Source organism: Bradyrhizobium sp. USDA3516 (assembly GCF_057651995.1).
This window is the reverse complement of sequence record NZ_JBYGYN010000016.1, coordinates 87,337-108,574: the sequence shown is the minus strand read 5'-3', so window position 1 is coordinate 108,574 and position 21,238 is coordinate 87,337. Positions and strand designations below refer to the sequence as shown.

Sequence of the window (21,238 nt, the reverse complement as noted above, 5' to 3'; positions counted from 1 at the left end):
CTGTTCCCTGGCTGTTCGCCGGCGGTTTTAGCCCAACCACCACTTGCCGGCCAGCATGAAGACTTCGCCCGTGACCACGCCCGCGAAGATCGAGCGGCGGGTCAGCAGGAAGACGACGAGACCGGCACCGACCGCGCCATAGCGCAGGACATCTGGCACGCTGGCCAGCGCCCGAGGCGGCTGGACCACGATCTGGGCGATGACGCCGGCCAGGATCGCGGTGGCGACCGCCCTGACCCAGACCAGCAGCTCCGAGCCCTCGTCGATGCCGCCGCCGAACCACAGGCCCAGCATGCGCCAGATCTGGTTGGGAACGACGCCGGCGACGAACAGCACGACGAGTGCCTGCCAGTCGCCGATGAGTTGGGCGTAGCTCATGCGCGCACCTCCCGCCACCAATGCACGCCATAAGCGATCGTCCCGGCGACCACGCCGCTGACGAGGATGTCGAGACCGGAGTTCATCTTCGCCGCCAGCGGATAGAGCACGATGCCCAGCACGAGCGCGACGACGTCGGCAACCTCGCGGCTGTTGCGCGCCGTCGAGAACAGGAACGACAGCGGCGTCAGCAGCAGGATCGCCGCACCAAGCGTCTGCGTCAGATTGGCGGCGAGGAAATAGCCGACCGTGTTGGCGACGAGGCACACCGAGACGAGCCCGCAGCCAAGCCCGTGGACGAAGGCGATCCGCCGTTCGCGCGGAACCTGCGGCAGGAATCGGTGGCATTCGACCCACAGCGTCACCGCGGTGAGATGCGCGGCGAAAATCAGCTCGCGCCGCTTGGTCGTGGGTGTACGCATCAGCGGCAACACCGAGACCACCATCGGAAACAGGCGGATGGCGCTGACGGTCACCGCGACCGCCGACTGGATGATGGTGGCACCCGAGCCGAGCGTGGTGATCAGGATGATCTGCGCCGGACCTGCCCAGACGAACAGCGTCGAGCACAACGCCCAGAGCAGGCTGAAATGGGTGTCGTGAGCGAGCGCCCCGATGCCGAGATAGGTCACGAACAGCACGATGGTGAGGATCGTCTGCGTGATCGAGCGCAGCCCCCACGCGAAGGCGCGCCAGGGACTTTGCCATTGCGGTGAATCGAGCGGAGGAAGCGCCACGGGAGCTTTGGCCGGTGAGGAATCGTGCCGGCATAACGGGCGAGACGGGGGCGCGCGTCAAGGAAAGGCGCGGCGGGGCTGGCATGCGTGACACACCCACCGCCGTCATTGCGGGGCGCGCCACTTGGCGCGAACCCGGAATCCATCAGGCTACAGAAATCACTGCACGATGGATTCCGGGTTCGCGACTTCGTCGCGCTCCGGAATGACAGCTCATCCTACCCCGCCACACCCCTGTTCCTCAACACGAAGCACGCGCCGCCCGCCTTGCGGATGCGGTTGCACAGATCATCCGCCTCGGCGCGCGTATCCGTGCCGATGCGGACCTGGTAGAACGCGCGCGTGCCGCGGCTGCGCATCACCGAGGAGAGCAGGCTCGGATCACGCTCGCCGATCACGGTGCTCAGCTTCGTCACGGCTCGGGAATACATCGTCAGCGCCCTGTTGCGGTCGAAGCCGGCCGCGAGCTGCACGCCCCAGATCTTTGCCGCAGCAAGCTCGACATGCTGCTCGAGCTCGGCGACGAACGGATTGGGAGCACGCTTGAGCAGTGCCATCAGATCACGGCAGCTGGTCGGCGGCGAGCTCGGCGGTTCCTTGCCGGAGCTCCCCGCCTTGGCCCAGGCATCGACGCTGGTGCCGGTGATGGCATAGACGTAATTGCGGGTCTGCTCCGGCATCGGCCCGGTGCCGGCGAGCCATTCCTGCACCCGCCGAGGACCGGCATTGTAGGCGGCCGCGGCAAGACCGAGATTGCCGAACTGGTTGCGCAGCTCGCTCAGGAATTCCGCCGACTTCGGCAGGGCCTGCACCGGATTGAAGGGATCGAGCAGCCCGCGCTCGGTGGCCGTCCCCGGCATGAACTGCGCGATCCCCTGCGCATGTTGGCCGCTGCGCGTCACCGGCCCGACCGCATCGGCCTGGAAGCGGCTCTCCTGCCAGATCACGCGTGCGAAGAATTCCAGCGGCAGGTTATTGTCGCGCGCGGCGGCCTCCACGATCAGGCAGATCGAATCACGCGTGTCACTCTCGCGGGCGTCTTTTGGTTTCTCCGCCGGCCTCTCGGGTTCCTCGGCCTTCGGAGGCGCATCGGCAGGCGGCGCCTCCTCTGCAAGCGCCGGCGCCAACAGGACGGCCTGGAAGAAGACAGCGACGACCCGTGCTATTCCCATGGCATTGACGCGATCGGACAAATCGGACCTTGACTTGGAACCAGAGCCAACTAGCAACAGACGGCAGTATCAACACCGGTCCCACCCGATGGTGACAATCTTTTTTGATCTCGACGGCACGCTGACGAACCCGAAGCCCGGAATCACCCGCTCGATCCAATATGCGCTGGAACGGCTCGGCGTTCCCGTGCCGAGCGAGGACGAACTGACCTGGTGCATCGGCCCTCCGCTGCTGGCCAGCCTTCGCAAGCTCACCGGAGCCGATGAGCTCGCGGACCGCGCACTGTTGCTCTATCGCGAGCGCTTCAGCGATATCGGCCTGTTCGAGAACGAGGCTTACAGCGGAATTGCGGACACGCTATCGTCGCTCGCCGCGACACGTCAGCGCATGTTCGTGGCGACCAGCAAGCCCGCCGTCTACGCCAGCCGCATCGTCGATCATTTCGGCCTGAAGCCGTATTTCGAGCGCGTGTTCGGCTCCGAGCTCGACGGCACGCGTGTCGACAAGCGCGACCTGCTCCGCTACGCGCTCGACGAGGCCAGGGTCGATGCGAACAGCGCAATCATGATCGGCGACCGCAGCCACGACGTGGTCGGCGCCCGCACCAACGGCATGACCGCTATCGGCGTGCTCTACGGCTATGGCAGCGAGGCCGAGCTAAGAGACGCCGGCGCGCACCACATCTGCGCGGCGCATCCCGAGCTGCTCGGCCATTGTGTCGCTTAGGTGCCGACGGTTTCGACCGCCGCCAGCATGCCTGTCTTCGGGTGACAGTTCAGATATTCGAAGAACTGTTCGTCGGCGGCCGCCACCGTCACCTCGTGATAGAGCCGCAGCTTGGCTGACGGCCCGAGCGTCGACAGATATTTCATTGCCGCGCCGAATATCCTGACATGGGTCGGATGCGATTCCGCCCAGCGTTCCAGCGCGGCGAGGCTCTTCCACCAGCTCTGCCCGTAGGATTTTTCGCTCGCGCTTCCGTCGGCCGCCAGCACCCGCATATAGCGGTTGGCATAGCAGCCAATCGCGAGGCCATCATCGCGCAGAAAATCCATGCCCTCGCGTAGCACCGGTTCGACGTCGTCGAGATAGAGCTTTCGCTCGGACGCTGCGGTATCGCTCCAGTCCTGCCCGGAGCGGATCAGACAGAGATTGTCATGAGCCTTCACGCGCAGCCTCGCCCCGTCGCGGACCAGCTCAGGCGCGCCGCCAGGCGCCATGGCGTCGGTCTGCGACAGCGGGATACGATCGCGCATGCCGCCCCAATAGGCGTGCTCCTGCACCTCGCCGCTCATGCCCTCCGCAACGACGGCGACACCTTCCGGCCGATCTGGCGAGGAGAACAGCGTCTCGTGACGGGCCACGATGGGACGCAACACCTCGATGAAGGTACCGATGCCTTCGCGTAGCCGCCCGGTCCACATCTCGCGAGCCCGCGCGAACCAAGCATCGAAGCGCGCGAGATCGTCCCAATAAGCGACCGTGACAACATTCTCAGAGCCAAACTGATCTGTATAACTTGCCCGGTCCCAATGCGACGGACCGCCATCCATTGCGAACAGTCCTGCGAGGTCTTTCAACGCGTCCGTTGCTGCCGCGGGTGCCGCACCGCCATGCTGGACACCGAAATAGGCCATCACGACGCGGCTGACCGACGGCTTGTAGCGCGCCACGAAGGACGGATATGGCGGCTGGTAATCGTCCGGCACGCGCTTATGGCGCGTGCGTGGGGCTTCCAGATGTGCAGGAATTGCGGATTCCATGGGCATGCCCTCCCCTTGATCGCCGCGATCAGCTTGCCGCCGCCGCGATGTCCATGGGCTCGACGGTGTCGACCGGCAGCGCGAACTGCTCGACCCGCTGGTACCGCTTCTTGTTGAGCAGCAGCCGCGTGACGTCGGGCCGCGAATAATGGCCGGCGGGATCGGCGGCATTCTTGGCAACGCCGATGGCGCCGAGATCGATCTCCGCGATCAGCAGGCCCTCCTGATCGGGCGCCAGCTTCTCACCGATCTGACTGCCGTCGGGGCCGTAGATGGCGGCAAAGCCGCCGCCGACATGCAGCAGCGCATTCTTGTCCGGCCGGTCGCAGAGCTCGTCGATCATGGCCTGCGAGACGGTGGCGCAGGGCGCGAGCACGAAGCAGGAGCCTTCCACCGCATAGACGCGCGAAGCCGCGTTGTTGACCTCGGCTCCTAACGCCGGCGCGAAGGGATCGTAGAGCGAGAAGCTCGGCCAGGCCGCGACATGGACCTGCTCGTTCTGAGCGTACATTGCATATTTCGACAGCGGCTGCAGATGCTCCCAGCAGCACAGCGCGCCGAGCCGGCCGATGTCGGGCCGCGCATGCACGGCGAGGTCGCTGCCGTCGCCTTCACCATAGACCGTGCGCTCGGCATGGGTCGGCCGCAGCTTGCGGCGCTTTGCGATGGTCTCGCCATCAGGGCCGATCAGCCATTGCGCGAGGTAAAGGCTGCCGCCGTCGCGCTCGGACAGGCCGATCACGGCGGTGAGCTTTGCCTTGCGCACGGCCTCGCGCAGGCGCTCGGCCTGCGGGCTGTCGTAAGCCAGCGAATTGTCGAAATAGCGCTGCACGAAGCCCCGCCCGATCGCCCAGGCCGGCGAGTCCAGCCAGATGTGCCAGGGGTAGCCGGGGATGAAAGCTTCGGGAAAGGCGATCAGCTTGGCGCCCTTTTCCGCGGCCTCCCCGATCAGCGCGATCGATTTGTCGATCGAGGCGTCGAGGTCGAGCCAGGCCGGCGCCGCCTGAACCACCGCAACCCTGTATTTCGGATGCTCGATGCCCATTCCTGCCTCCATTGCCGGTTGATCGCAAGCCACGTCCGATGCAGTCTATTTGGCCAAGCCCGGCGGCCGGCCGCTCGACCGCGGCGGAACAAAAACTCGACTGGGCGCGCGACCGACCGGTACGGGATTTGCCTCCGGTCAGACTGGATCCCAGGTGGTTTTGCGGGGTGTGAAAGGGAGGCTGTTCAAATGCCAATCCAGTTCACGACGGACGGCAGTCCCGGCTATCGGCGGCTCGCCCTGTGGCAGGATATCGTCTGCGACGTCTTTGTCGGGCTCGACTGCAAATCCGACCTCGGCAGCGCCTTTCGCGGCTCGGTCACCCAGGCTTCGCTCGGCAAAGCCGTCTGCTCCGAAGTCTGCTCGGACCGTCAGCACGTCTTCCGCACGCCATCGCGGATCGCGCGTTCAAACCAGGATTTTGTTCTCGTAGCACTCGGCAATCGCGGCAACGGTGGCGTTGTGCAGGACGGGCGCGAGACCGTGATCCGGCCCGGCGAGTTCGCGCTCTACGACACCACGCGCCCTTACGAGCTGAAGTTCAACGACAGTTTTACGCAGACCATTTTCAAGGTGCCACGTGAGATGCTGCAGCGGCGGCTCGGCGGCACCGAGACGCTGACCGCAATGTCATTTGGCGCCGACGCACCGCTCGAGCGGCTCGCCAATGATTTCATTATCCGGCTCTGCCAGAATGCGGATAGCTTGGCTCCGGATATGGCCACAGCGCTATCGGAGCAGGCCGTTGATCTGCTTGCGATGGCATTGAGCGAGCGGCTCGGCAAGTCATCGCTGCCGTCCTCGACCCACCGCTCGGCCCTGCTCTACAGATTGAAGGCGCACATCCGCGCGCACCTCGCCGATCCCGATCTCTCGCTGGCTGAAACCGCAGCTGCGCTCGGCATCTCGCCGCGCTATGTCAACGATCTTCTCGCAGACGAGGACACCTCCTTCCAGCGCCATGTCCTTGCCGAACGCCTCGCCCGGTGTCGGAGAGATCTTGCCTCGCCGCTGCTCGCCCATCGCCACATCAGCGAGATTGCGTTTGCCTGGGGCTTCAACGACCTCTCGCATTTCGGCCGCGTCTTCCGCGAGCATTTCGGCACGTCGCCCCGCGACTTCCGGCAGGGTCAGGTGCGGCATTGAGATGCATTCCAGCAGGCTGTCATCTGCACGATCAGGTCATGCCGAGCAGGGCCGGTATGTGAGCAGGTGATAGGACACGGCGCCTGCTTGCAGTATCTTCCGCCGCCAAGGCCGCCACAATCATCAGCGGCCAGCCAGGGAGCACATCGATGGAATACCGACGCTTGGGCCGGTCAGGCCTCATGGTGCCTGCCTTGAGCCTGGGAACGGGCACGTTCGGCGGCGTCGGCCGCCTTGCGGCGTGGGGCACGACGGACGCGACCGAGGCGCGGCGCCTTCTGGACATCTGCCTCGAGGCCGGCGTGTCGATGTTCGATACGGCGAATGTCTACTCGGTCGGCGAGTCCGAGCGGGTGCTCGGGCAAGCCATCAAGGGTCGCCGCGACAAGGTCCTGATCTCGACCAAGGCGACGTTTCGCTTCGGCGACGGGCCCAACGACATCGGCTCATCGCGCCAGCATCTGCTCACGGCGATCGACGGCTCGTTGAGCCGGCTCGGCACCGATTATATCGACCTGTTCCAGCTCCACGGCTTCGACGCCTTCACGCCGCCCGAAGAGGTGCTCTCGACTCTCGACGTGCTCGTGCGCGCCGGCAAGATCCGCTATGTCGGCGTCTCGAATTTCTCGGGCTGGCACCTGATGAAGTCGCTCGGCGTCGCCGACAAGCACGGTTTTCCGCGTTACGTCGCCAACCAGACCTACTATTCATTGATCGGGCGCGACTACGAATGGGAGTTGATGCCGCTCGGCCTCGACCAGGGGCTGGGCGCCGTGGTCTGGTCGCCGCTGGGCTGGGGACGCCTCACCGGGAAGATCCGCCGCGGTCAGCCGAAACCGGACGTCAGCCGCCTGCCCAAGACGGCCGAATTCGGACCGCCCGTCTCGGACGAGCATGTCTACCGTGTCGTCGATGCGATCGACGAGATCGCGAAGGAGACCGGCAAGAGCGTCTCGCAGATCGCGCTGAACTGGCTGCTGCAGCGTCCGACGGTCTCGACGCTGATCATCGGCGCGCGCAACGAGACCCAGCTGCGCGAAAATCTCGGCGCGGTCGGCTGGTCCTTGACCAAGGACCAGGTCGCAAAGCTCGATGCCGCGAGCACGGTGACGCTGCCCTATCCCTATTGGCACCAGCGCGTGACCTTCAGCGACCGCAATCCGCCGGCGGTGTAAGACAGCTGCATTGGGCGCGGCGGGCTATGGCGACGGGGCGCGCTGGCAACGCGGTTCCGGAACTATCGCGGCCCTGCCCTGTTGGCGCAATATTCGGCATGTGGCCGAGTCCGATTCGCCAATGATACGCCGCTCACGATGTCGACAGTCACCATCGAGCATGCCGACGGCCTGCCGCAGCCGCAACGCAACCAAGCGGTGCTGACGATCGCCCTCGGCATCGTCATGGCGGTCGTCGACAGCACCATCGTCAATGTGGCGCTGCCGACGATCGCGGCCGATCTCGGGGCGACGCCGGCCTTGTCGATCTGGATCGTCAGCGGCTACCAACTCGCGATCACGATCTCGCTGCTGCCGCTGGCTTCGCTCGGCGAGATCGTCGGCTATCGACGCGTCTATCTGGTCGGGTTGGCGCTGTTCACACTGGCATCGGCCTTCTGTGCGCTGGCCCACACGCTGCCGATGCTGACGATCGCGCGCATCCTCCAGGGCTTTGGCGCAGCCGGCATCATGAGCGTCAACGCGGCGCTTGTGCGCTTCACCTATCCGCGCAGCCTGCTCGGTCGCGGCATCGGGCTCAACGCGCTCGTCGTCGCCTTCTCGGCCGCGATCGGCCCGACGCTCGCCGCCGGTATCCTCGCGGTGGGAAGCTGGCCCTGGTTGTTCGCGATCAACGTGCCGCTCGGCGCGGTGACGCTGGTGCTGGGTCTGCGCAGCCTGCCGCACACCAAGCCCGCGAGCCGCTCCTTCGACTGGCAAAGTGCAGGTCTGTCGGCGATCACGTTCGGCGTCGGCATCGCCGCGGTCGACAGCGTCGGTCATGGCGGGGCCGCGATCACCTGCCTCGTGCAGTTCGCCGTCGCGATCGTTGCGGGTGCGCTGCTGATCTATCGCGAGACTCACATGACCTCGCCGCTCTTGCCGATCGATCTGATGCGCATCCCCGTATTCGCGCTGTCGATTGCCACCTCGATCGCATCATTCTGCGGGCAGATGCTGGCCTTCGTCGCGATCCCGTTCTATCTCCAGAGCCGCTTCGGCTATTCGGCCGTACATATGGGACTGTTGATCACGCCATGGCCGATCGCATTGGCGTTTGCGGCCCCCCTCGCCGGCCGCCTGGTCGAGCACTATCCGGCCGGCCTGCTCGGCGGTATTGGGCTCACGCTGTTCGCCTGCGGTCTTGCCGCACTGGCCTTTCTGCCGGCGACGCCAACCCCGTTCGACGTGATCTGGCGGATGGCGCTCGCCGGCGCCGGCTTCGGCCTGTTCCAGACCCCCAATAACCGCACCATGATCGCAGCCGCCCCGCGCGAGCGCGCCGGCGGCGCCAGCGGCATGCTGGGGACGGCGCGCCTGCTCGGCCAGACCACGGGCGCCGCGCTGGTAGCACTGCTGCTCGGACGGTATCCCGTTGAGGGGACTAGGCTGGCGCTCCTTGTCGGCGTCGGATTTGCGCTGTGCGGTGCGGTGCTGAGCATGCTGCGGCTTTCGCCGGCGGGCGCGCGCGGTGCCGAGCAGGTCCGCGTGCAGGACGATCAGAGGCTGCGGGGGGATTAGCGCACGCCCACGCTCAGGTCTTCGCTGTTGTCGTGCACAACTCCTGCGTGGCTTAACTATCCCGACCTATGACCTATTGATATCCCGCTCCGGTTGCGCTTCAGTGGCGGCGGGACAAGGGGCATTTTTCATGCGTTCATTTGGAATTGTGGCGCTCAGCGTCATGCTGGGCGGCTGCGCGTCTGTCACGCGCGGCACGACCGAGAATATCAGCATCTCATCGACGCCCTCGGGCGTGGAAGCCGTGGTCAGCGGGTTGGAAGTGCCTACCACCTGCACCACGCCATGTGCCATTGTCGCCAAACGCAGCGCCGACATCTCCATCACGTTCGAGAAGGAAGGCTACCAGTCGCAGACGGTTCAGCTCACCAAAGAGGTTTCAGGCACCGGCGCTGCCGGCTTCGCCGGCAATCTTCTGGCCGGCGGCCTGATCGGCATGGGCGTCGATGCCGCGACGGGCGCGGCGACCGATCACAAGCCGAATCCGGTCATCGTGACGATGCAGCCGTCGATGCCGCACGCAGTGGCGCGCGCTCCGAAGAAGCCGCGGTCACCGCGCGCCCCGGAGGCTGGAACGTAACGCCTCCTCGCAACCACATCTCTACAAATAAAAAGGCCGGCTGTTCAGCCGGCCTTTTCAAATTATCACCTGCCGATCAAACCTTGACCAGCGGCCCCTTCGAGGTTGGCCCCTTCGAGCCACCGGGGCCGCCCGGCTTGGACTTGCCCGGCGGACGCTTGCGGGCGCCGGGCAGCTTCTCCTGCTTCGGCGTGACCGGACCCTCGACGAACTCGAAGCCGATCTTCTCCTTGGTCTCGTCGGCCTCGTCCTTGACGAGCACGACGCGAACGTGGCCGCCGCCCTTCAGCTTGCCGAACAGCACCTCGTCGGCCAGCGGCTTCTTGATGTGCTCCTGGATCACGCGGGCCATGGGACGCGCGCCCATCTGCTCGTCGTAGCCGTGCTGGACCAGCCAGGCCTTGGCCGGCTCGGACAGCTCGATAGTGACGTCGCGGTCGCCGAGCTGCGCCTCGAGCTGAAGCACGAACTTCTCGACCACGGTGCCGATCACCTCGACGCTGAGATGGCCGAACGAGACGATGGCATCGAGACGGTTGCGGAATTCCGGCGCGAACTGCCGGTTGATCGCCTCGTGGTCGTCGCCTTCCCGCTTCGACCGGGTGAAGCCGAACGCCTGCTTGGCGAGATCCGCCGCGCCGGCATTCGTGGTCATGATCAGGATCACGTTGCGGAAGTTGACCTGCTTGCCGTTGTGGTCGGTGAGCCGGCCGTGGTCCATGATCTGGAGCAGCACGTTGTAGAGATCGGGATGCGCCTTCTCGATTTCGTCGAGCAGCACGACGCAATGCGGATGCTGGTCGACGCCGTCGGTGAGCAGGCCGCCCTGGTCGAAGCCGACATAGCCGGGAGGCGCGCCGATCAGGCGCGACACGGTGTGCCGCTCCATGTACTCGGACATGTCGAAGCGCAGCAGCTCGACGCCGAGCGTCGCAGCGAGCTGTTTTGCCACTTCCGTCTTGCCGACGCCGGTGGGGCCAGAGAACAGGTAGCAGCCGATCGGCTTCTCCGGCTCGCGTAAGCCGGCGCGCGCCAGCTTGATCGAGGCGGCGAGCGATTCGATCGCCTTGTCCTGGCCGAACACTGTGCGCTTGAGGGTCTGCTCGAGATGCTTGAGCACCTCGGCATCATCCTTGGACACGCTCTTCGGCGGGATCCGCGCCATCGAGGCGATCGTGGTCTCGATCTCCTTGATGCCGATGGTCTTCTTGCGCTTGTTCTCGGCGACGAGCATCTGCGCCGCGCCGGACTCGTCGATCACGTCGATCGCCTTGTCGGGCAGCTTGCGGTCGTGGATGTAGCGCGATGAGAGCTGCACCGCCGCCTCGATCGCTTCATTGGTGTACTTCAGCCGGTGGTAGTCCTCGAAGTACGGCTTGAGGCCCTTGAGGATAGCGATGGCGTCCTCCACCGTCGGCTCGTTGATGTCGATCTTCTGGAAGCGCCGCACCAGCGCGCGGTCCTTCTCGAAATGCTGCCGATATTCCTTGTAGGTGGTGGAGCCCATGCAGCGGATCGTGCCGGAGGCCAGCGCCGGCTTGAGCAGGTTCGAGGCATCCATCGCCCCGCCCGAGGTCGCGCCCGCCCCGATCACGGTGTGGATCTCGTCGATGAACAGGATGGCGTTGGGATGCGCCTCGAGCTCCTTGAGCACCTGCTTCAGGCGCTCCTCGAAGTCGCCCCGATAGCGCGTGCCGGCAAGCAGCGTGCCCATGTCCAGCGAGAACACGGTCGCGGCCGCCAGCACCTCCGGCACCTCGCTGTCGACGATGCGCTTGGCGAGGCCCTCTGCGATCGCGGTCTTGCCGACGCCGGCTTCACCGACGAACAGCGGGTTGTTCTTCTGCCGGCGGCACAGCACCTGGATCGCGCGGTTGATTTCGGAATTGCGTCCGATCACCGGATCGATCTTGCCGTCGCGGGCCTTCTTGTTGAGGTTGACGCAATAGGTTTCGAGCGCCTCGCCCTTCTTCTTGGCGTCCTCGTTACCCTTGGTCTCGGTCTCCTCGTCGACGCCGCGGACGGGCCGCGCCTCGGAGACGCCCGGCCGCTTGGCAATGCCGTGGCTGATGTAGTTGACCGCGTCGTAACGCGTCATGTCCTGCTCCTGCAGGAAATACGCGGCATGGCTCTCGCGTTCGGCAAAGATCGCGATCAGCACGTTGGCGCCGGTCACCTCTTCGCGACCGGACGACTGCACATGGATCACAGCGCGCTGGATCACGCGCTGGAAACCGGCGGTCGGCTTGGCATCGTCTGCGCCATCCGTCACCAGGTTCTCGAATTCGGTCTCAAGGTAGTTGACGAGGCTCGTACGGAGCTTGTCGAGATCGACGCTACAGGCGCGCATGACCGCGGCTGCATCGGAGTCGTCGATCAAGGAGAGCAAGAGATGCTCGAGCGTCGCGTATTGGTGATGACGCTCATTTGCGATCGCCAGCGCACGATGCAGGGATTGTTCAAGGCTTTGGGAAAAAGTCGGCATTCGCGTCCTCTATGGCCCCCACCATCATGATCGCCATCGCCCGGTCAGGCAACAACAACCTTTGTCACATATAGTTATACAAGACCGCGGCGAAAGACCGGTTCCGCGACTCGGCGGCGACACACCTGCGGTATTTTCGATGCAAAACCCGTTCCGATTTGGGCGGGATCGGCGCCGGCGCGGAATTCCGTAATTTTGCTGGCTGCGAGCACCATCGCGCGCAGCCGTCACGCGACAATCACACTGCGGCTTGCACAGGAGACGGCTTCAAGCGCGCCGCAAGCCGTCTACTTCTTTTCCATCACGCATTGCAGCGGGTGCTGGTGCTTGCGGGCAAAATCCATTACCTGCGTCACCTTGGTCTCGGCGATCTCGTAGGTGAACACCCCGCACTCCCCGATCCCGTGATGATGGACGTGCAGCATGATCTTGGTTGCGGCTTCGACGTCCTTGTTGAAGAACTTCTCCAGCACGTGAACGACGAACTCCATCGGCGTGTAGTCGTCGTTCAGGATCAGCACGCGGTACAGGTTCGGCCGCTTGGTCTTGGGCTTGACCTTGGTGATGACCGACGTGCTCGGACCCGAGGGAGTGCCCGGACGGTTGTCGTCATTGCTCATGCGAGGCGCGTCGGCAGCGGCTGGCGCGGACAGATCGAGGCTGGAAGTCAATTGCAGCATGGCACAGGCGTTCAAAATTCCCCACGGAAGCGAATGGCGGCCACGGCGCGGCCCCGCCGTTTGGAGCCTGGCGCTGGCGCGCCGCTCCCGGCAAATGCGGTTCAGGCCGGATCGCTCGCCAGCAATATGGCCCTGCCCCCTGTCGGCCGCAAGCACGCGAAGGTCCGGCCCATGCGGTCGCAGCAGTCCCGATTCCCGGTCCGGGCGATCCTGGTCAGGTTAATCAATCCGGAGCGATTTGACAAAAATTTCCGCCCGGCACGTTTAGAACGTGTTGACCAGGAACCCGGCCGTTAACCCGCCTGCGACGGTTTTCCGCAAAACGCTCCGGTTTTCTACGGTCCAATTTACCTGCCATTCAATGACGTGCCGCGAAATCGGGCAAAACACAGATTTCCGGGATCGTCATGTCTGGTCTGCCCCTCGTCAGCCGCCTTGGTCGACAGTTCGCCCGTTTTGCAGCGGCCGAGCAAGGCAATATCGCGGTGATCTTCGCCGTGGCGCTCGTTCCGGTGCTGAGCTTCGTCGGCGCGGCGATCGACTATAGCCGCGCGGCCCAGGCGCGCACCGCGATGCAGTCAGCCCTCGATTCCACCGCGCTGATGCTGTCACGAGACCTGTCGGCCGGCACCATCTCGACCTCGCAGATCTCCACCAAGGCGCAAACCTATTTCAACGCCCTGTTCACGGACACCAAGACCCTGCCCTCGGTCAACGTCGGCGCCACCTACAACGCGAGCACCAGCATCGGCTCGACGATCCAGCTGACCGGAACCGGCACCTATACGACCAGCTTCATGAAGATCGCCGGCTTCCCGACGCTCGACGTCGGCACCTCATCGACCAGCGCCTGGGGCCTGACGCGCATGCGCGTGGCCCTGGTGCTCGACGTCACGGGATCGATGGCGTCCGACGACAAGATGCCGGCGATGCAGACTGCCGCGAAGAACCTCGTCGATCAGCTCAGCGCGCTCGCGAAGACCAACGGCGACGTCTACATCTCGATCGTGCCGTTTGCCAAGGACGTCAACGTCGGCAGCAGCAACTACACGACGAGCTGGATCGACTGGTCCGACTGGGAAGCCGTGAACGGGACCTGTAGCAACACGTCCTACACGAGACGGTCGAGCTGCGTTAACAACGGCAAGACTTGGACACCGGGGAACCACAACACCTGGAACGGGTGCGTCACCGACCGTGACCAGGACTATGACACCAAGAACACGACCCCAGTGAGCAGCAATTCGGCCACGCTTTTCCCGGCCGAGCAATATTCCTACTGCAACTCCGGCAATTCTGCGTACATCCAGCCGATCATGCCGCTCAGCTATGATTGGACTGCGCTGAAGTCGCTGATCGACAAGCTGGTTCCAACCGGCAACACCAACCAGGGCATCGGCCTCGCCTGGGGCTGGATGACGCTATCGATGGGCGAGCCCATGAATGCCCCAGCCAAGGACACGAACTACACCTACAAGGACGCGATCGTCCTGCTCTCCGACGGTCTCAACACGCAGAACCGCTGGTACAGCGGTGCTTCGCAGATCGACGCCCGGCAGAAGATCCTGTGCGACAACGCCAAGGCCCAGCCCCACAACATCACGATCTATACGGTGCAGGTGAACACCGGCGGCGATCCGACCTCGAGCGTGCTGCAATATTGCGCCAGCGGCAGCGACAAGTTCTATCTGGTCACTTCGGCGAGCCAGACCGTCTCGGTTTTCAAGGATATCGGCACGTCACTGTCGAAGCTGCGCGTCGCACGCTGACGGTCGCATCGCTCACAACAAAAAGCCCGGCTGGTTCAGCCGGGCTTTTCGATTCCAGGATATATCGAGACGTTACTGAGCGGCCGGGGTGAACTTCGACACGATGGTCTCGACCGGCTTGAACGCCTGCTTGGCGAGGTCGCTGTAGAGGCCGGCGATCTTCTGCGATTCCGCGACGAAGGTCTCATAGGCGGAACGGGCAAAATCGGTCTGCGCTTCCATCGCCTTGTCCAGCGACTTCACGCCGGAAAGCTTCTCGACGAAGGACTTGGTGTCTTCGAACGACTTCTTCGTGTAGTCGCCATAGGCGCTGGCGATCGCCTGGAGGCCGTGCTGCACCGAAGTCGCGGAGGCAACGCACTGCTCGAACTGCTCTTTCCCGTAGCTCTGGAAGTCTTCAACCTTGAACATTTCGGAATCCTTTTCCCTGGCTCGCGTCGGGAAGCCCCGGCTCCCTGACTCCGCCCAAAATTAGTGCAACGCACAAAAAAGTCAAGAATCTTGTGCGTCGCACAAATCCGGCGCAAATCGCAGCGATTCCCGGGGTTTCCCGCAAGGGTTCTTTAAGCTTTTGGAAACCGGGCCACCCTACCTTGATTCCCTGGACGTGGTCACTTCCGCGAGCGGCCAAAAGCCGTTTGAGAACATCACCTTAGCCAGAACAGCGGCTCGGGTTCAACATCCCCCGCGGCGAACACCAGCGGAGGGACAGCCTGAGCAGGTAATGATCCCGGGTCCGTTGGGCACAATTTCGCCTCACGAGCCGGTGATCAAGTCAGAAACGGGGACGGGGTTCCATGCTTCGTAACAACTTGTCTTCCTCGCGTTGGGCGCGGGTAGGCGTTTTCGGGCTTCTTACGGTCACCACCGCAGTCATCTTCACCACCGACGCAGCCGAGGCGCGGCGCCATCGCCGTCACTACGCGCACCACAAGGTGCAGCGCGACGTGTCGGACAGCTCCAGCCCGAAATTCGCGTCCATCATCGTCGATGCCAATTCCGGCGCGGTGCTCCAGGCGACAAGCCCTGACGCCATTCGCCATCCTGCCTCGCTGACCAAAATCATGACGCTCTATCTGCTGTTCGAGCGTCTGGAATCCGGCAAGATGAAGCTCGACACCGAGATGCCGGTGTCCAAGCACGCCGCCGACCAGGATCCGACCAAGCTGAACCTGCGTGCCGGCCAGACCATTCGCGTCGAGGACGCGATCAAGGGTCTCGTCACCCGCTCCGCGAACGACGCATCCGTGGTGATCGCCGAGGCCATCGCCGGTGACGAGGACGACTTCGCCCAGATGATGACGCGCAAAGCGCGCTCGCTCGGCATGTCCAGGACGGTCTACCGCAATGCCAACGGCCTGCCCAACGACGAACAGGTCACGACCGCGCGCGACCAGGCCACGCTGGGGCGCGCCATCCAGGAGCGCTTCCCCCGCTACTATCGCTATTTCGCGACCTCGACGTTCAATTGGCGCGGACAGTCGATCCGCAACCACAATCGCCTGCTCGGCAGCGTCGAAGGCGTGGACGGCATCAAGACGGGCTACACCCGCGCCTCCGGTTTCAATCTCGTCAGCTCGATCCGCCGCGGCAACCGCCACCTGATCGGCGTGGTGCTCGGCGGCCGCAGCGGTGGATCGCGCGATGCCATCATGCGCAACTTGCTCGCGGAGAACATCGAAAAGGGTGCAACCGTCCGCACCGTCGCCGCGGTCACGGAGCGCAACGGCAGCGAAGCCAACACCGCTGTCGCAGATGCGTCGGATACGCCGGCACGGCCCGCCCTGCCGGTCCAGGCCGCTGCGGCCCCTGCTCCCGAAGCCGCCCCTTCGCGCCTTGCCGCGCGCCTGTCGACGCTGGCCGCAGCGACTGCGGCGATGCCGCCCGCTCACCCCAAACCCGAAGCTCGGCCGACGGAGTCCAGGGTGGAGCCGGCGCCGCTCACGAATGGCGTGATCTCGAGCCAGCCGCTCTCCATCATCCCCGGCTCGTCCGAGCCGATGAAGCCGGTTCGGGTCAAGACCGTTCAGGTCAAGGCCGGCGCCGTGAAGGTCGCCTCCGCGGCTCCGGCCGATGCTGGTGTCCAGGTCGTGGCGCCGCCCGTCACCAGCACCGTCCCGCACCGTTCCGACGTCGCGGAAACCTCCGGTGCCGTCGTCGCCAAGGCGGATCTCATCAACAAGCCGGAGGCGGTGAGCAAGCCGGAAGCGCCGAAGGCCGAGATGGCCCGCAGCGAGCTGCCGCGGCAGCCGGCGGGCTTCGGCACCGGCAACGGCATCCTCGGCGTACTGCCAGCGGCAACCGCCGCCGCGCCGGCTCCCGCCGCTCCTAAGCTCGCATCGGCCGACCCGGCGCCGCAGCCGATCCAGATGAGCGCCACCACCAAGCCCGCCGTCACCCACAGCGGCTGGATCGTCCAGGTCGGCGCGCTCGAGAGCGAGAACGAAGCCCAGCAGCGCATCGATGCGGCCCGCAACTCGGCCCGCGGGCTGCTCAGCAAGGCGGACCCCTTCACCGAGCCCGTCGTCGCCAAGGACAATCGCAGGCTTTACCGCGCCCGCTTCGCCGGGCTCGAGCGCGATCAGGCCGAAGCCGTCTGCCGCACTTTGAAGCGGGCCGAGATCTCCTGCATCACCGTCCGCAACTGACCTCCTTCACCGCTCCAGACCAAAATGCCCGCGCCGTGCGCGGGCATTTTCGTTCTGATGAGGCGGCGACGGCTGAGGCTGTTCACGAGGGCTGTTCCACGACAACCTCTCGTCAAGGATTTACGGTTAAAACTTTGCTCAAGGGATCGACCACGCCGACAAGGGCGGGCAACGGCAGACAGAGCAAACGGAGCTCACGCGGTACGGGCGTTTGTAGCGTTAGTGCCGGAGTTAGCCGTTATGCGTGCGAAGCAGAGTATCCTTGGCCTCGTTTACCCGGGCAGCGAGATACGTCGAGCCCCCCTGGTCGGGATGGAGTTTCTTCATCAGGGACTTGTGGGCCCGGCTGATCTCGTCGCGCCCCGCCCCCGGCTGCAAGCCAAGGATCTGATAGGCTTCCTCCGCCGTCATTTTGCTGCTCGCCGCCGTGCGGCGCTGCCGCCCTGCCGCATCGCCCTGCGCGTTCTGACGCCAAGCGGGAAACCGGCGGTCCAGATAGCTTTCAAGTAGGGCCACGCTCTCGGCGTCGAAGGTCGGGACCATCGCGAGCAAGCCGGCGAGATCGAACTCATCGAGATCGCGCCCGGCATGAGGCCCCGCAACGATCTGGCCGGAAAGCTGGCCGGAATCGTGGTCGAGCCGCATGTCCAGGAATTGCGAGCGCACCCGCGAGGCCTGCCCCGACGGGCGCGTCGCACCGCCGCCGAACAGCCCGCCGACATTGCCGAAGCCGGCATTCGCCAATGGCGTCCAGCCGAGCAGGCCCGCGCCGAAAATTCCGAGCGGGATCGCAACCGCCAGCTCGCCGCGCAAGCCAGTGAAGGCCGCAACCGCCAGCGCCAGCACACCGCCGCCGAACTTGAGGGTGCGCGCCAACACCGCTGGATTGGCGGAGCGGAACATCTGGAGCAGCAGGTAAAGCGTGATAACGGCGACGGCGCCGGCGATCAGGGTCATGGCCGCAATATAGTCGTGCTGTGGTCAAAAAGCATGGCGTCCGCGCGCCGCAAGCCGCGCGGGCCTGACCGCTATTTCATCTGGCTGATCAACTTCGCCGCGCCACCCACGCTTCCAGCCAGCTTCAGTAGCGCCTCACGTCCACCCGCGGCATAGGCCGCAGCTGCCCGCAACAGCTCCCGCAGCTGCGCCGCCGCACCGGGATCGAACCGGCACCAGGCACCGCCAGTCAGGCGGGCGATCTCGCGGAAGGCCTGCTCGGCGACCGCATCATGGCCCTCCTGAAAGACGAATACCGGCACCTTGAGCATGCCGAGCTCGCCGGCCTTGGCAGAGAGATCGTCGATGTCTTCCTCCATGGCATCGCCGACGAAGACCACGGCACGCACGCCGGACGCGACTGCCTCGCGCCTGGCCTCGCTCAGGACCTTGCCGATCTGCGTATCGCCGCCGCGGCAATCGATCTTGCTCATCAAGGTCGCCAGCTTGGCGCTGTCGGAAATCCAAGCCGTGGCGCGGCACTCGTTGAAGCCGCGATAATAGACCAGCCGGATGTCGAGACTGCCGAGCGCTGCGGTCTCGCGAAACATGTCGGCCTGGAGCGCGCACGCCATGTCCCAGGTTGGCTGCCGGCTCAGGGTCGCATCCAGCGCGAAGATCAGCCGCCCCCTCGCGCCCGGCGCATGCGGCGAGAGCGCCCGCGCCTTGGTAACGAACGCAGCAATGTCTTCCGGGGTCGAGGTTTGCGCTTGCGGCAACACGCCGTCTGCTCGCGCCGGGACGGCATCGCGGCCGCGCGGTTTGATGGGTTCGCCCGACATCGCTGCTTGCACCTTGCGTCAGCAGCTAATGTGGTCAGCGCATGCGGCCCCGTCAATGCGCAAAGCCTCCGCGGGCGGGCACCGGCGGAGGCTTCGAGGATTGGTGCAGTCGAGCGGTGACGTCAGCTCTTGGAGAATTAGCTCTTGGAAGTCAGCTCTTGGCAGGAGCCATCAGGGCAACCGGGCCCGGCTCGAGGATCTTGGGCGGGGACGACTGCGTGTCGACCGGCGCCACCTCGCTGTCGGTCGCGCTCAGGAACTTGTCGAGCATGCTCTGGATCGAGTTTTTCGCCACATCCGGACCGGTATCGCGCATGTCGTTGTGCTGGAATTCGGTCTTCACGACCTGAATGCCCGCCTTCTCGCATTCCTCGTCGGTCGGAATCACGCCGGCGTCGGCCTTGAACTGCGGATCCTGGGAGCGGAACGACAGGATCTTGAACTTGCCGGCGGTGACGAAGGGCACGCGCAGATTGTCGAGGGTGACGACCTTCTTGACCTCGTCCGGATACTGCTTGGCGAAGTACATGGTGATGTCGCCGCCCATGGAATGGCCGACCATCGTCACCTTGTCGTAGTCGGCGTTGGGCTGAACCTTCTTCATCTCCTGCACGGCGAGATGGATGTTGGCGACACCGCGAAGGATCTGCGGCAGCCGGCCGACATAGAGCTCGCCGGGCTTGGTGACCATCGGAGGATCGGTCGGCAGATCGTGCTGCGGGCTCATCACCATGTAGCCGCGCGCAGCGAAGATGTTGGCGAGGAAACCGTACTCGGTGTTTTTGACGGTGTTGCCGTGATTGATCACCGCGACGGGCAGCTTGATCATGCCGGCATTCGCCTGCATTTCCTTGTCGCGGCGCACCGCGATCGAAACGGGCACCGGACGGTTGTCGCGTGAGGCATCGTAGAATGTGATGGTCTCGTGCCTGATCGCCCACTTGCTCGCCGTGAAATAGGCGATGCCGCAGAGGGCACTGACCGAAACCAGAACGGCAATTCCACGCTTCATTTTCGTCCTCAGCCTCAGGCCTAAGCGGCCTGAATCCCTGTTGAAAATCGTGTTCTCCGGGGCTCTTCGTCCCCTTGTCGCCTATTCCCTAATATATGTCACAGCAGCGTGACAGGAAGGCTAAATGTTGTGAACCGGCAGCCCTTTCATTGTGCGTTGCACTCGTTCCGTGAGCACCCCATTCTCATACCGCCACGTCAGGGTGCAGGTCCCTATTCGACGCAACCGGTCGCGATCGGGTTCGGCTCACAGAAAATGCAGGGTGAAAACGCGCACAGCACACGCCGGGTTCCCGTGCCAGCGGAGGGTCCGGTTGGCCCGGGGGTAGCGCTATACCGCGAGGTCAGGCGCCGAGGATATCGTGGACCTCGAGCGGCTTGTCGATCTGGCTGAACCACTCGGCCCGGTTGGCCGCGCGGCGGCGGCCGCGCTCGTCGAGCGGGAGCTTGAGCTGGCGGAGCAGGCTCGTCACCTCCTCCCGCGCAGTGAGATGGCCGAGATTGGGGCGCATGCCGAGCGTGGCCTCGTCGATATCGTCGAGGGCGGTCAGGCCGCGTGGGAAGAATTCGCGGTACACGACGCGCTCGGCAAAGCCGTCGACGTAGCGGAAGCCGAGCCGCAGCGACAGATCCTTCAGGCCCTCGGCGACGAGCTGCTTGTTGCGCGAACCGAGCATGGAGAGGCGGTTGCGCACGACGATCCAGTCGGTGGTCGCGCCGTCGAGCTGGCGTCGCTTGCGCCTGACGTCGCGCACCATCTCCGCGTAGTGGCTCTCGCCCGTCACCGCATAAGTCGCGGGATCGACGGTGCCGAGCACGTCGAAATCGAGGAAGCTGTCGTTGATCGGCGTGACCAGGGTGTCGGCCATCGAATGCGCGAGCCGCATCAAATAGCTGTCGGTGCCGGGCGTATCGATGACGATGAAGTCGAAGCTGCTCTCGACCGCGGAGACGGCTTCCATGAACTGCTGGAACTCGGAATTCTCGTTCTCGGCAATCTGCATGGTCTCGCCGAGCTTGATGCAGCGATGCACCGGAAGCTCGAGGTCGAGCTTGGTACGCTGCGCCCAGGCGGCCCGGTTGCCGATGTAGCGCGTGAAGCTCTGCTGGCGGCAGTCGAGGTCGATGGTGGCGACGCGCTGGCCGGCCTTCAAAAGCGCAACGGCGATGTGCAGGGCGGTGGTCGATTTGCCGGAGCCACCTTTCTCGTTGCCGAGCACGACCACGTGCGCCGAGCCGGATTGGCCTTGGCTAGCCTGCACAAGCATGGCGATCCTCAACACCCCTTGCGAATATCTTCGAGTTGACCG

The 21,238-nt window shown here is 64.7% G+C and carries 19 protein-coding genes; 7 read left to right on the top strand and 12 right to left on the bottom strand.

Annotated elements, in window-relative coordinates:
- Nucleotides 1–27: 27 nt before the first annotated feature.
- From AC24YW_RS35305 to AC24YW_RS35295, 3 genes are all read right to left on the bottom strand, one after another.
- Complete coding sequence (locus AC24YW_RS35305; protein ID WP_487487022.1) at nucleotides 28–378, bottom strand: AzlD domain-containing protein; 351 nt, start codon at nucleotides 376–378, stop codon at nucleotides 28–30.
- Nucleotides 375–1,115 (bottom strand): AzlC family ABC transporter permease, encoded by a 741-nt coding sequence (locus AC24YW_RS35300; RefSeq protein WP_487487021.1) that lies wholly within the window; start codon nucleotides 1,113–1,115, stop codon nucleotides 375–377. Before AC24YW_RS35300 ends, AC24YW_RS35305 begins: the two co-directional genes overlap by 4 nt.
- A gap of 218 nt (nucleotides 1,116–1,333) precedes the next feature.
- Nucleotides 1,334–2,287, bottom strand: a complete 954-nt coding sequence (locus AC24YW_RS35295) for a transglycosylase SLT domain-containing protein (RefSeq protein ID WP_487487020.1) — start codon at nucleotides 2,285–2,287, stop codon at nucleotides 1,334–1,336.
- Between the two features lie 88 nt (nucleotides 2,288–2,375).
- Between AC24YW_RS35295 and AC24YW_RS35290 the strand changes: the two genes are divergently transcribed.
- Nucleotides 2,376–3,014 (top strand): HAD family hydrolase, encoded by a 639-nt coding sequence (locus AC24YW_RS35290; RefSeq protein ID WP_487487019.1) that lies wholly within the window; start codon nucleotides 2,376–2,378, stop codon nucleotides 3,012–3,014.
- Here AC24YW_RS35290 and AC24YW_RS35285 read toward each other — a convergent pair.
- Complete coding sequence (locus tag AC24YW_RS35285) at nucleotides 3,011–4,051, bottom strand: phenylacetaldoxime dehydratase family protein (protein ID WP_487487018.1); 1,041 nt, start codon at nucleotides 4,049–4,051, stop codon at nucleotides 3,011–3,013. The two genes, AC24YW_RS35290 and AC24YW_RS35285, sit on opposite strands and share 4 nt — an antisense overlap.
- Nucleotides 4,052–4,079: 28 nt before the next feature.
- Nucleotides 4,080–5,096, bottom strand: a complete 1,017-nt coding sequence (locus tag AC24YW_RS35280) for a carbon-nitrogen hydrolase family protein (RefSeq protein WP_487487017.1) — start codon at nucleotides 5,094–5,096, stop codon at nucleotides 4,080–4,082.
- Between the two features lie 189 nt (nucleotides 5,097–5,285).
- Here AC24YW_RS35280 and AC24YW_RS35275 point away from each other — a divergent pair, with 189 nt between their 5' ends.
- From AC24YW_RS35275 to AC24YW_RS35260, 4 genes are all read left to right on the top strand, one after another.
- Complete coding sequence (locus tag AC24YW_RS35275) at nucleotides 5,286–6,242, top strand: AraC-like ligand-binding domain-containing protein (RefSeq protein WP_487487016.1); 957 nt, start codon at nucleotides 5,286–5,288, stop codon at nucleotides 6,240–6,242.
- Between the two features lie 149 nt (nucleotides 6,243–6,391).
- Nucleotides 6,392–7,417 (top strand): aldo/keto reductase, encoded by a 1,026-nt coding sequence (locus AC24YW_RS35270; RefSeq protein WP_487487015.1) that lies wholly within the window; start codon nucleotides 6,392–6,394, stop codon nucleotides 7,415–7,417.
- Between the two features lie 138 nt (nucleotides 7,418–7,555).
- On the top strand, nucleotides 7,556–8,977 hold the full coding sequence (locus tag AC24YW_RS35265) for an MFS transporter (RefSeq protein ID WP_487487014.1): 1,422 nt from the start codon (nucleotides 7,556–7,558) through the stop codon (nucleotides 8,975–8,977).
- 130 nt (nucleotides 8,978–9,107) lie between these two features.
- On the top strand, nucleotides 9,108–9,557 hold the full coding sequence (locus tag AC24YW_RS35260) for a PEGA domain-containing protein (protein WP_487487034.1): 450 nt from the start codon (nucleotides 9,108–9,110) through the stop codon (nucleotides 9,555–9,557).
- A 76-nt stretch (nucleotides 9,558–9,633) separates the two neighbouring features.
- Here AC24YW_RS35260 and clpA read toward each other — a convergent pair whose 3' ends face one another.
- Nucleotides 9,634–12,042 carry an ATP-dependent Clp protease ATP-binding subunit ClpA gene (clpA, locus tag AC24YW_RS35255; protein ID WP_487487013.1) on the bottom strand — a complete coding sequence of 803 codons (2,409 nt, stop codon included), beginning with the start codon at nucleotides 12,040–12,042 and terminating at the stop codon, nucleotides 9,634–9,636.
- Nucleotides 12,043–12,329: 287 nt separating this feature from the next.
- Nucleotides 12,330–12,662, bottom strand: a complete 333-nt coding sequence (gene clpS / locus AC24YW_RS35250; protein WP_172783349.1) for an ATP-dependent Clp protease adapter ClpS — start codon at nucleotides 12,660–12,662, stop codon at nucleotides 12,330–12,332.
- A 467-nt stretch (nucleotides 12,663–13,129) separates the two neighbouring features.
- Here clpS and AC24YW_RS35245 point away from each other — a divergent pair, with 467 nt between their 5' ends.
- On the top strand, nucleotides 13,130–14,491 hold the full coding sequence (locus AC24YW_RS35245) for a vWA domain-containing protein (RefSeq protein ID WP_487487012.1): 1,362 nt from the start codon (nucleotides 13,130–13,132) through the stop codon (nucleotides 14,489–14,491).
- A 72-nt stretch (nucleotides 14,492–14,563) separates the two neighbouring features.
- Here the strand turns inward: AC24YW_RS35245 and AC24YW_RS35240 are convergent, their stop codons facing one another.
- The gene (locus tag AC24YW_RS35240; RefSeq protein WP_028135884.1) at nucleotides 14,564–14,902 is read right to left on the bottom strand and encodes a phasin family protein; all 339 of its coding nucleotides are present in this window, start codon (nucleotides 14,900–14,902) and stop codon (nucleotides 14,564–14,566) included.
- A gap of 386 nt (nucleotides 14,903–15,288) precedes the next feature.
- On the opposite strand from AC24YW_RS35240, the gene AC24YW_RS35235 reads away from it, so the two are divergent.
- A complete protein-coding gene (locus tag AC24YW_RS35235; protein ID WP_487487011.1) occupies nucleotides 15,289–17,139 on the top strand; it encodes a serine hydrolase in 1,851 nt (616 codons plus the stop codon).
- A 231-nt stretch (nucleotides 17,140–17,370) separates the two neighbouring features.
- On the opposite strand, the gene AC24YW_RS35230 is transcribed toward AC24YW_RS35235, so the two are convergent.
- The 4 genes from AC24YW_RS35230 to AC24YW_RS35215 form a co-directional block, all read right to left on the bottom strand.
- The gene (locus tag AC24YW_RS35230; protein ID WP_487487010.1) at nucleotides 17,371–18,096 is read right to left on the bottom strand and encodes a DnaJ domain-containing protein; all 726 of its coding nucleotides are present in this window, start codon (nucleotides 18,094–18,096) and stop codon (nucleotides 17,371–17,373) included.
- 71 nt (nucleotides 18,097–18,167) lie between these two features.
- Nucleotides 18,168–18,917: a vWA domain-containing protein gene (locus AC24YW_RS35225; protein WP_487487009.1), complete on the bottom strand. Its 750-nt coding sequence runs from the start codon at nucleotides 18,915–18,917 to the stop codon at nucleotides 18,168–18,170.
- 151 nt (nucleotides 18,918–19,068) lie between these two features.
- On the bottom strand, nucleotides 19,069–19,929 hold the full coding sequence (locus AC24YW_RS35220; RefSeq protein WP_487487008.1) for an alpha/beta fold hydrolase: 861 nt from the start codon (nucleotides 19,927–19,929) through the stop codon (nucleotides 19,069–19,071).
- 343 nt (nucleotides 19,930–20,272) lie between these two features.
- Entirely contained in the window at nucleotides 20,273–21,196 is a 924-nt protein-coding gene (locus tag AC24YW_RS35215) for a division plane positioning ATPase MipZ (protein WP_487487007.1), read from the bottom strand.
- Nucleotides 21,197–21,238: the final 42 nt, after the last annotated feature.

Bases quoted from the DNA above. Each gene is read 5' to 3' on its own strand.
- AC24YW_RS35290 (WP_487487019.1), top strand. From the start codon at position 2,376: ATGGTGACAATCTTTTTTGATCTCGACGGCACGCTGACGAACCCGAAG.
- AC24YW_RS35260 (WP_487487034.1), top strand. From the start codon at position 9,108: ATGCGTTCATTTGGAATTGTGGCGCTCAGCGTCATGCTGGGCGGCTGC.
- AC24YW_RS35245 (WP_487487012.1), top strand. From the start codon at position 13,130: ATGTCTGGTCTGCCCCTCGTCAGCCGCCTTGGTCGACAGTTCGCCCGT.
- AC24YW_RS35305 (WP_487487022.1), bottom strand. From the start codon at position 378: ATGAGCTACGCCCAACTCATCGGCGACTGGCAGGCACTCGTCGTGCTG.
- clpS (WP_172783349.1), bottom strand. From the start codon at position 12,662: ATGAGCAATGACGACAACCGTCCGGGCACTCCCTCGGGTCCGAGCACG.
- AC24YW_RS35215 (WP_487487007.1), bottom strand. From the start codon at position 21,196: ATGCTTGTGCAGGCTAGCCAAGGCCAATCCGGCTCGGCGCACGTGGTC.
- AC24YW_RS35240 (WP_028135884.1), bottom strand. From the start codon at position 14,902: ATGTTCAAGGTTGAAGACTTCCAGAGCTACGGGAAAGAGCAGTTCGAG.
- AC24YW_RS35285 (WP_487487018.1), bottom strand. From the start codon at position 4,051: ATGGAATCCGCAATTCCTGCACATCTGGAAGCCCCACGCACGCGCCAT.
- clpA (WP_487487013.1), bottom strand. From the start codon at position 12,042: ATGCCGACTTTTTCCCAAAGCCTTGAACAATCCCTGCATCGTGCGCTG.
- AC24YW_RS35280 (WP_487487017.1), bottom strand. From the start codon at position 5,096: ATGGGCATCGAGCATCCGAAATACAGGGTTGCGGTGGTTCAGGCGGCG.
- AC24YW_RS35230 (WP_487487010.1), bottom strand. From the start codon at position 18,096: ATGACCCTGATCGCCGGCGCCGTCGCCGTTATCACGCTTTACCTGCTG.
- AC24YW_RS35295 (WP_487487020.1), bottom strand. From the start codon at position 2,287: ATGGGAATAGCACGGGTCGTCGCTGTCTTCTTCCAGGCCGTCCTGTTG.
- AC24YW_RS35220 (WP_487487008.1), bottom strand. From the start codon at position 19,929: ATGAAGCGTGGAATTGCCGTTCTGGTTTCGGTCAGTGCCCTCTGCGGC.
- AC24YW_RS35235 (WP_487487011.1), top strand. From the start codon at position 15,289: ATGCTTCGTAACAACTTGTCTTCCTCGCGTTGGGCGCGGGTAGGCGTT.
- AC24YW_RS35225 (WP_487487009.1), bottom strand. From the start codon at position 18,917: ATGTCGGGCGAACCCATCAAACCGCGCGGCCGCGATGCCGTCCCGGCG.
- AC24YW_RS35265 (WP_487487014.1), top strand. From the start codon at position 7,556: ATGTCGACAGTCACCATCGAGCATGCCGACGGCCTGCCGCAGCCGCAA.
- AC24YW_RS35275 (WP_487487016.1), top strand. From the start codon at position 5,286: ATGCCAATCCAGTTCACGACGGACGGCAGTCCCGGCTATCGGCGGCTC.
- AC24YW_RS35270 (WP_487487015.1), top strand. From the start codon at position 6,392: ATGGAATACCGACGCTTGGGCCGGTCAGGCCTCATGGTGCCTGCCTTG.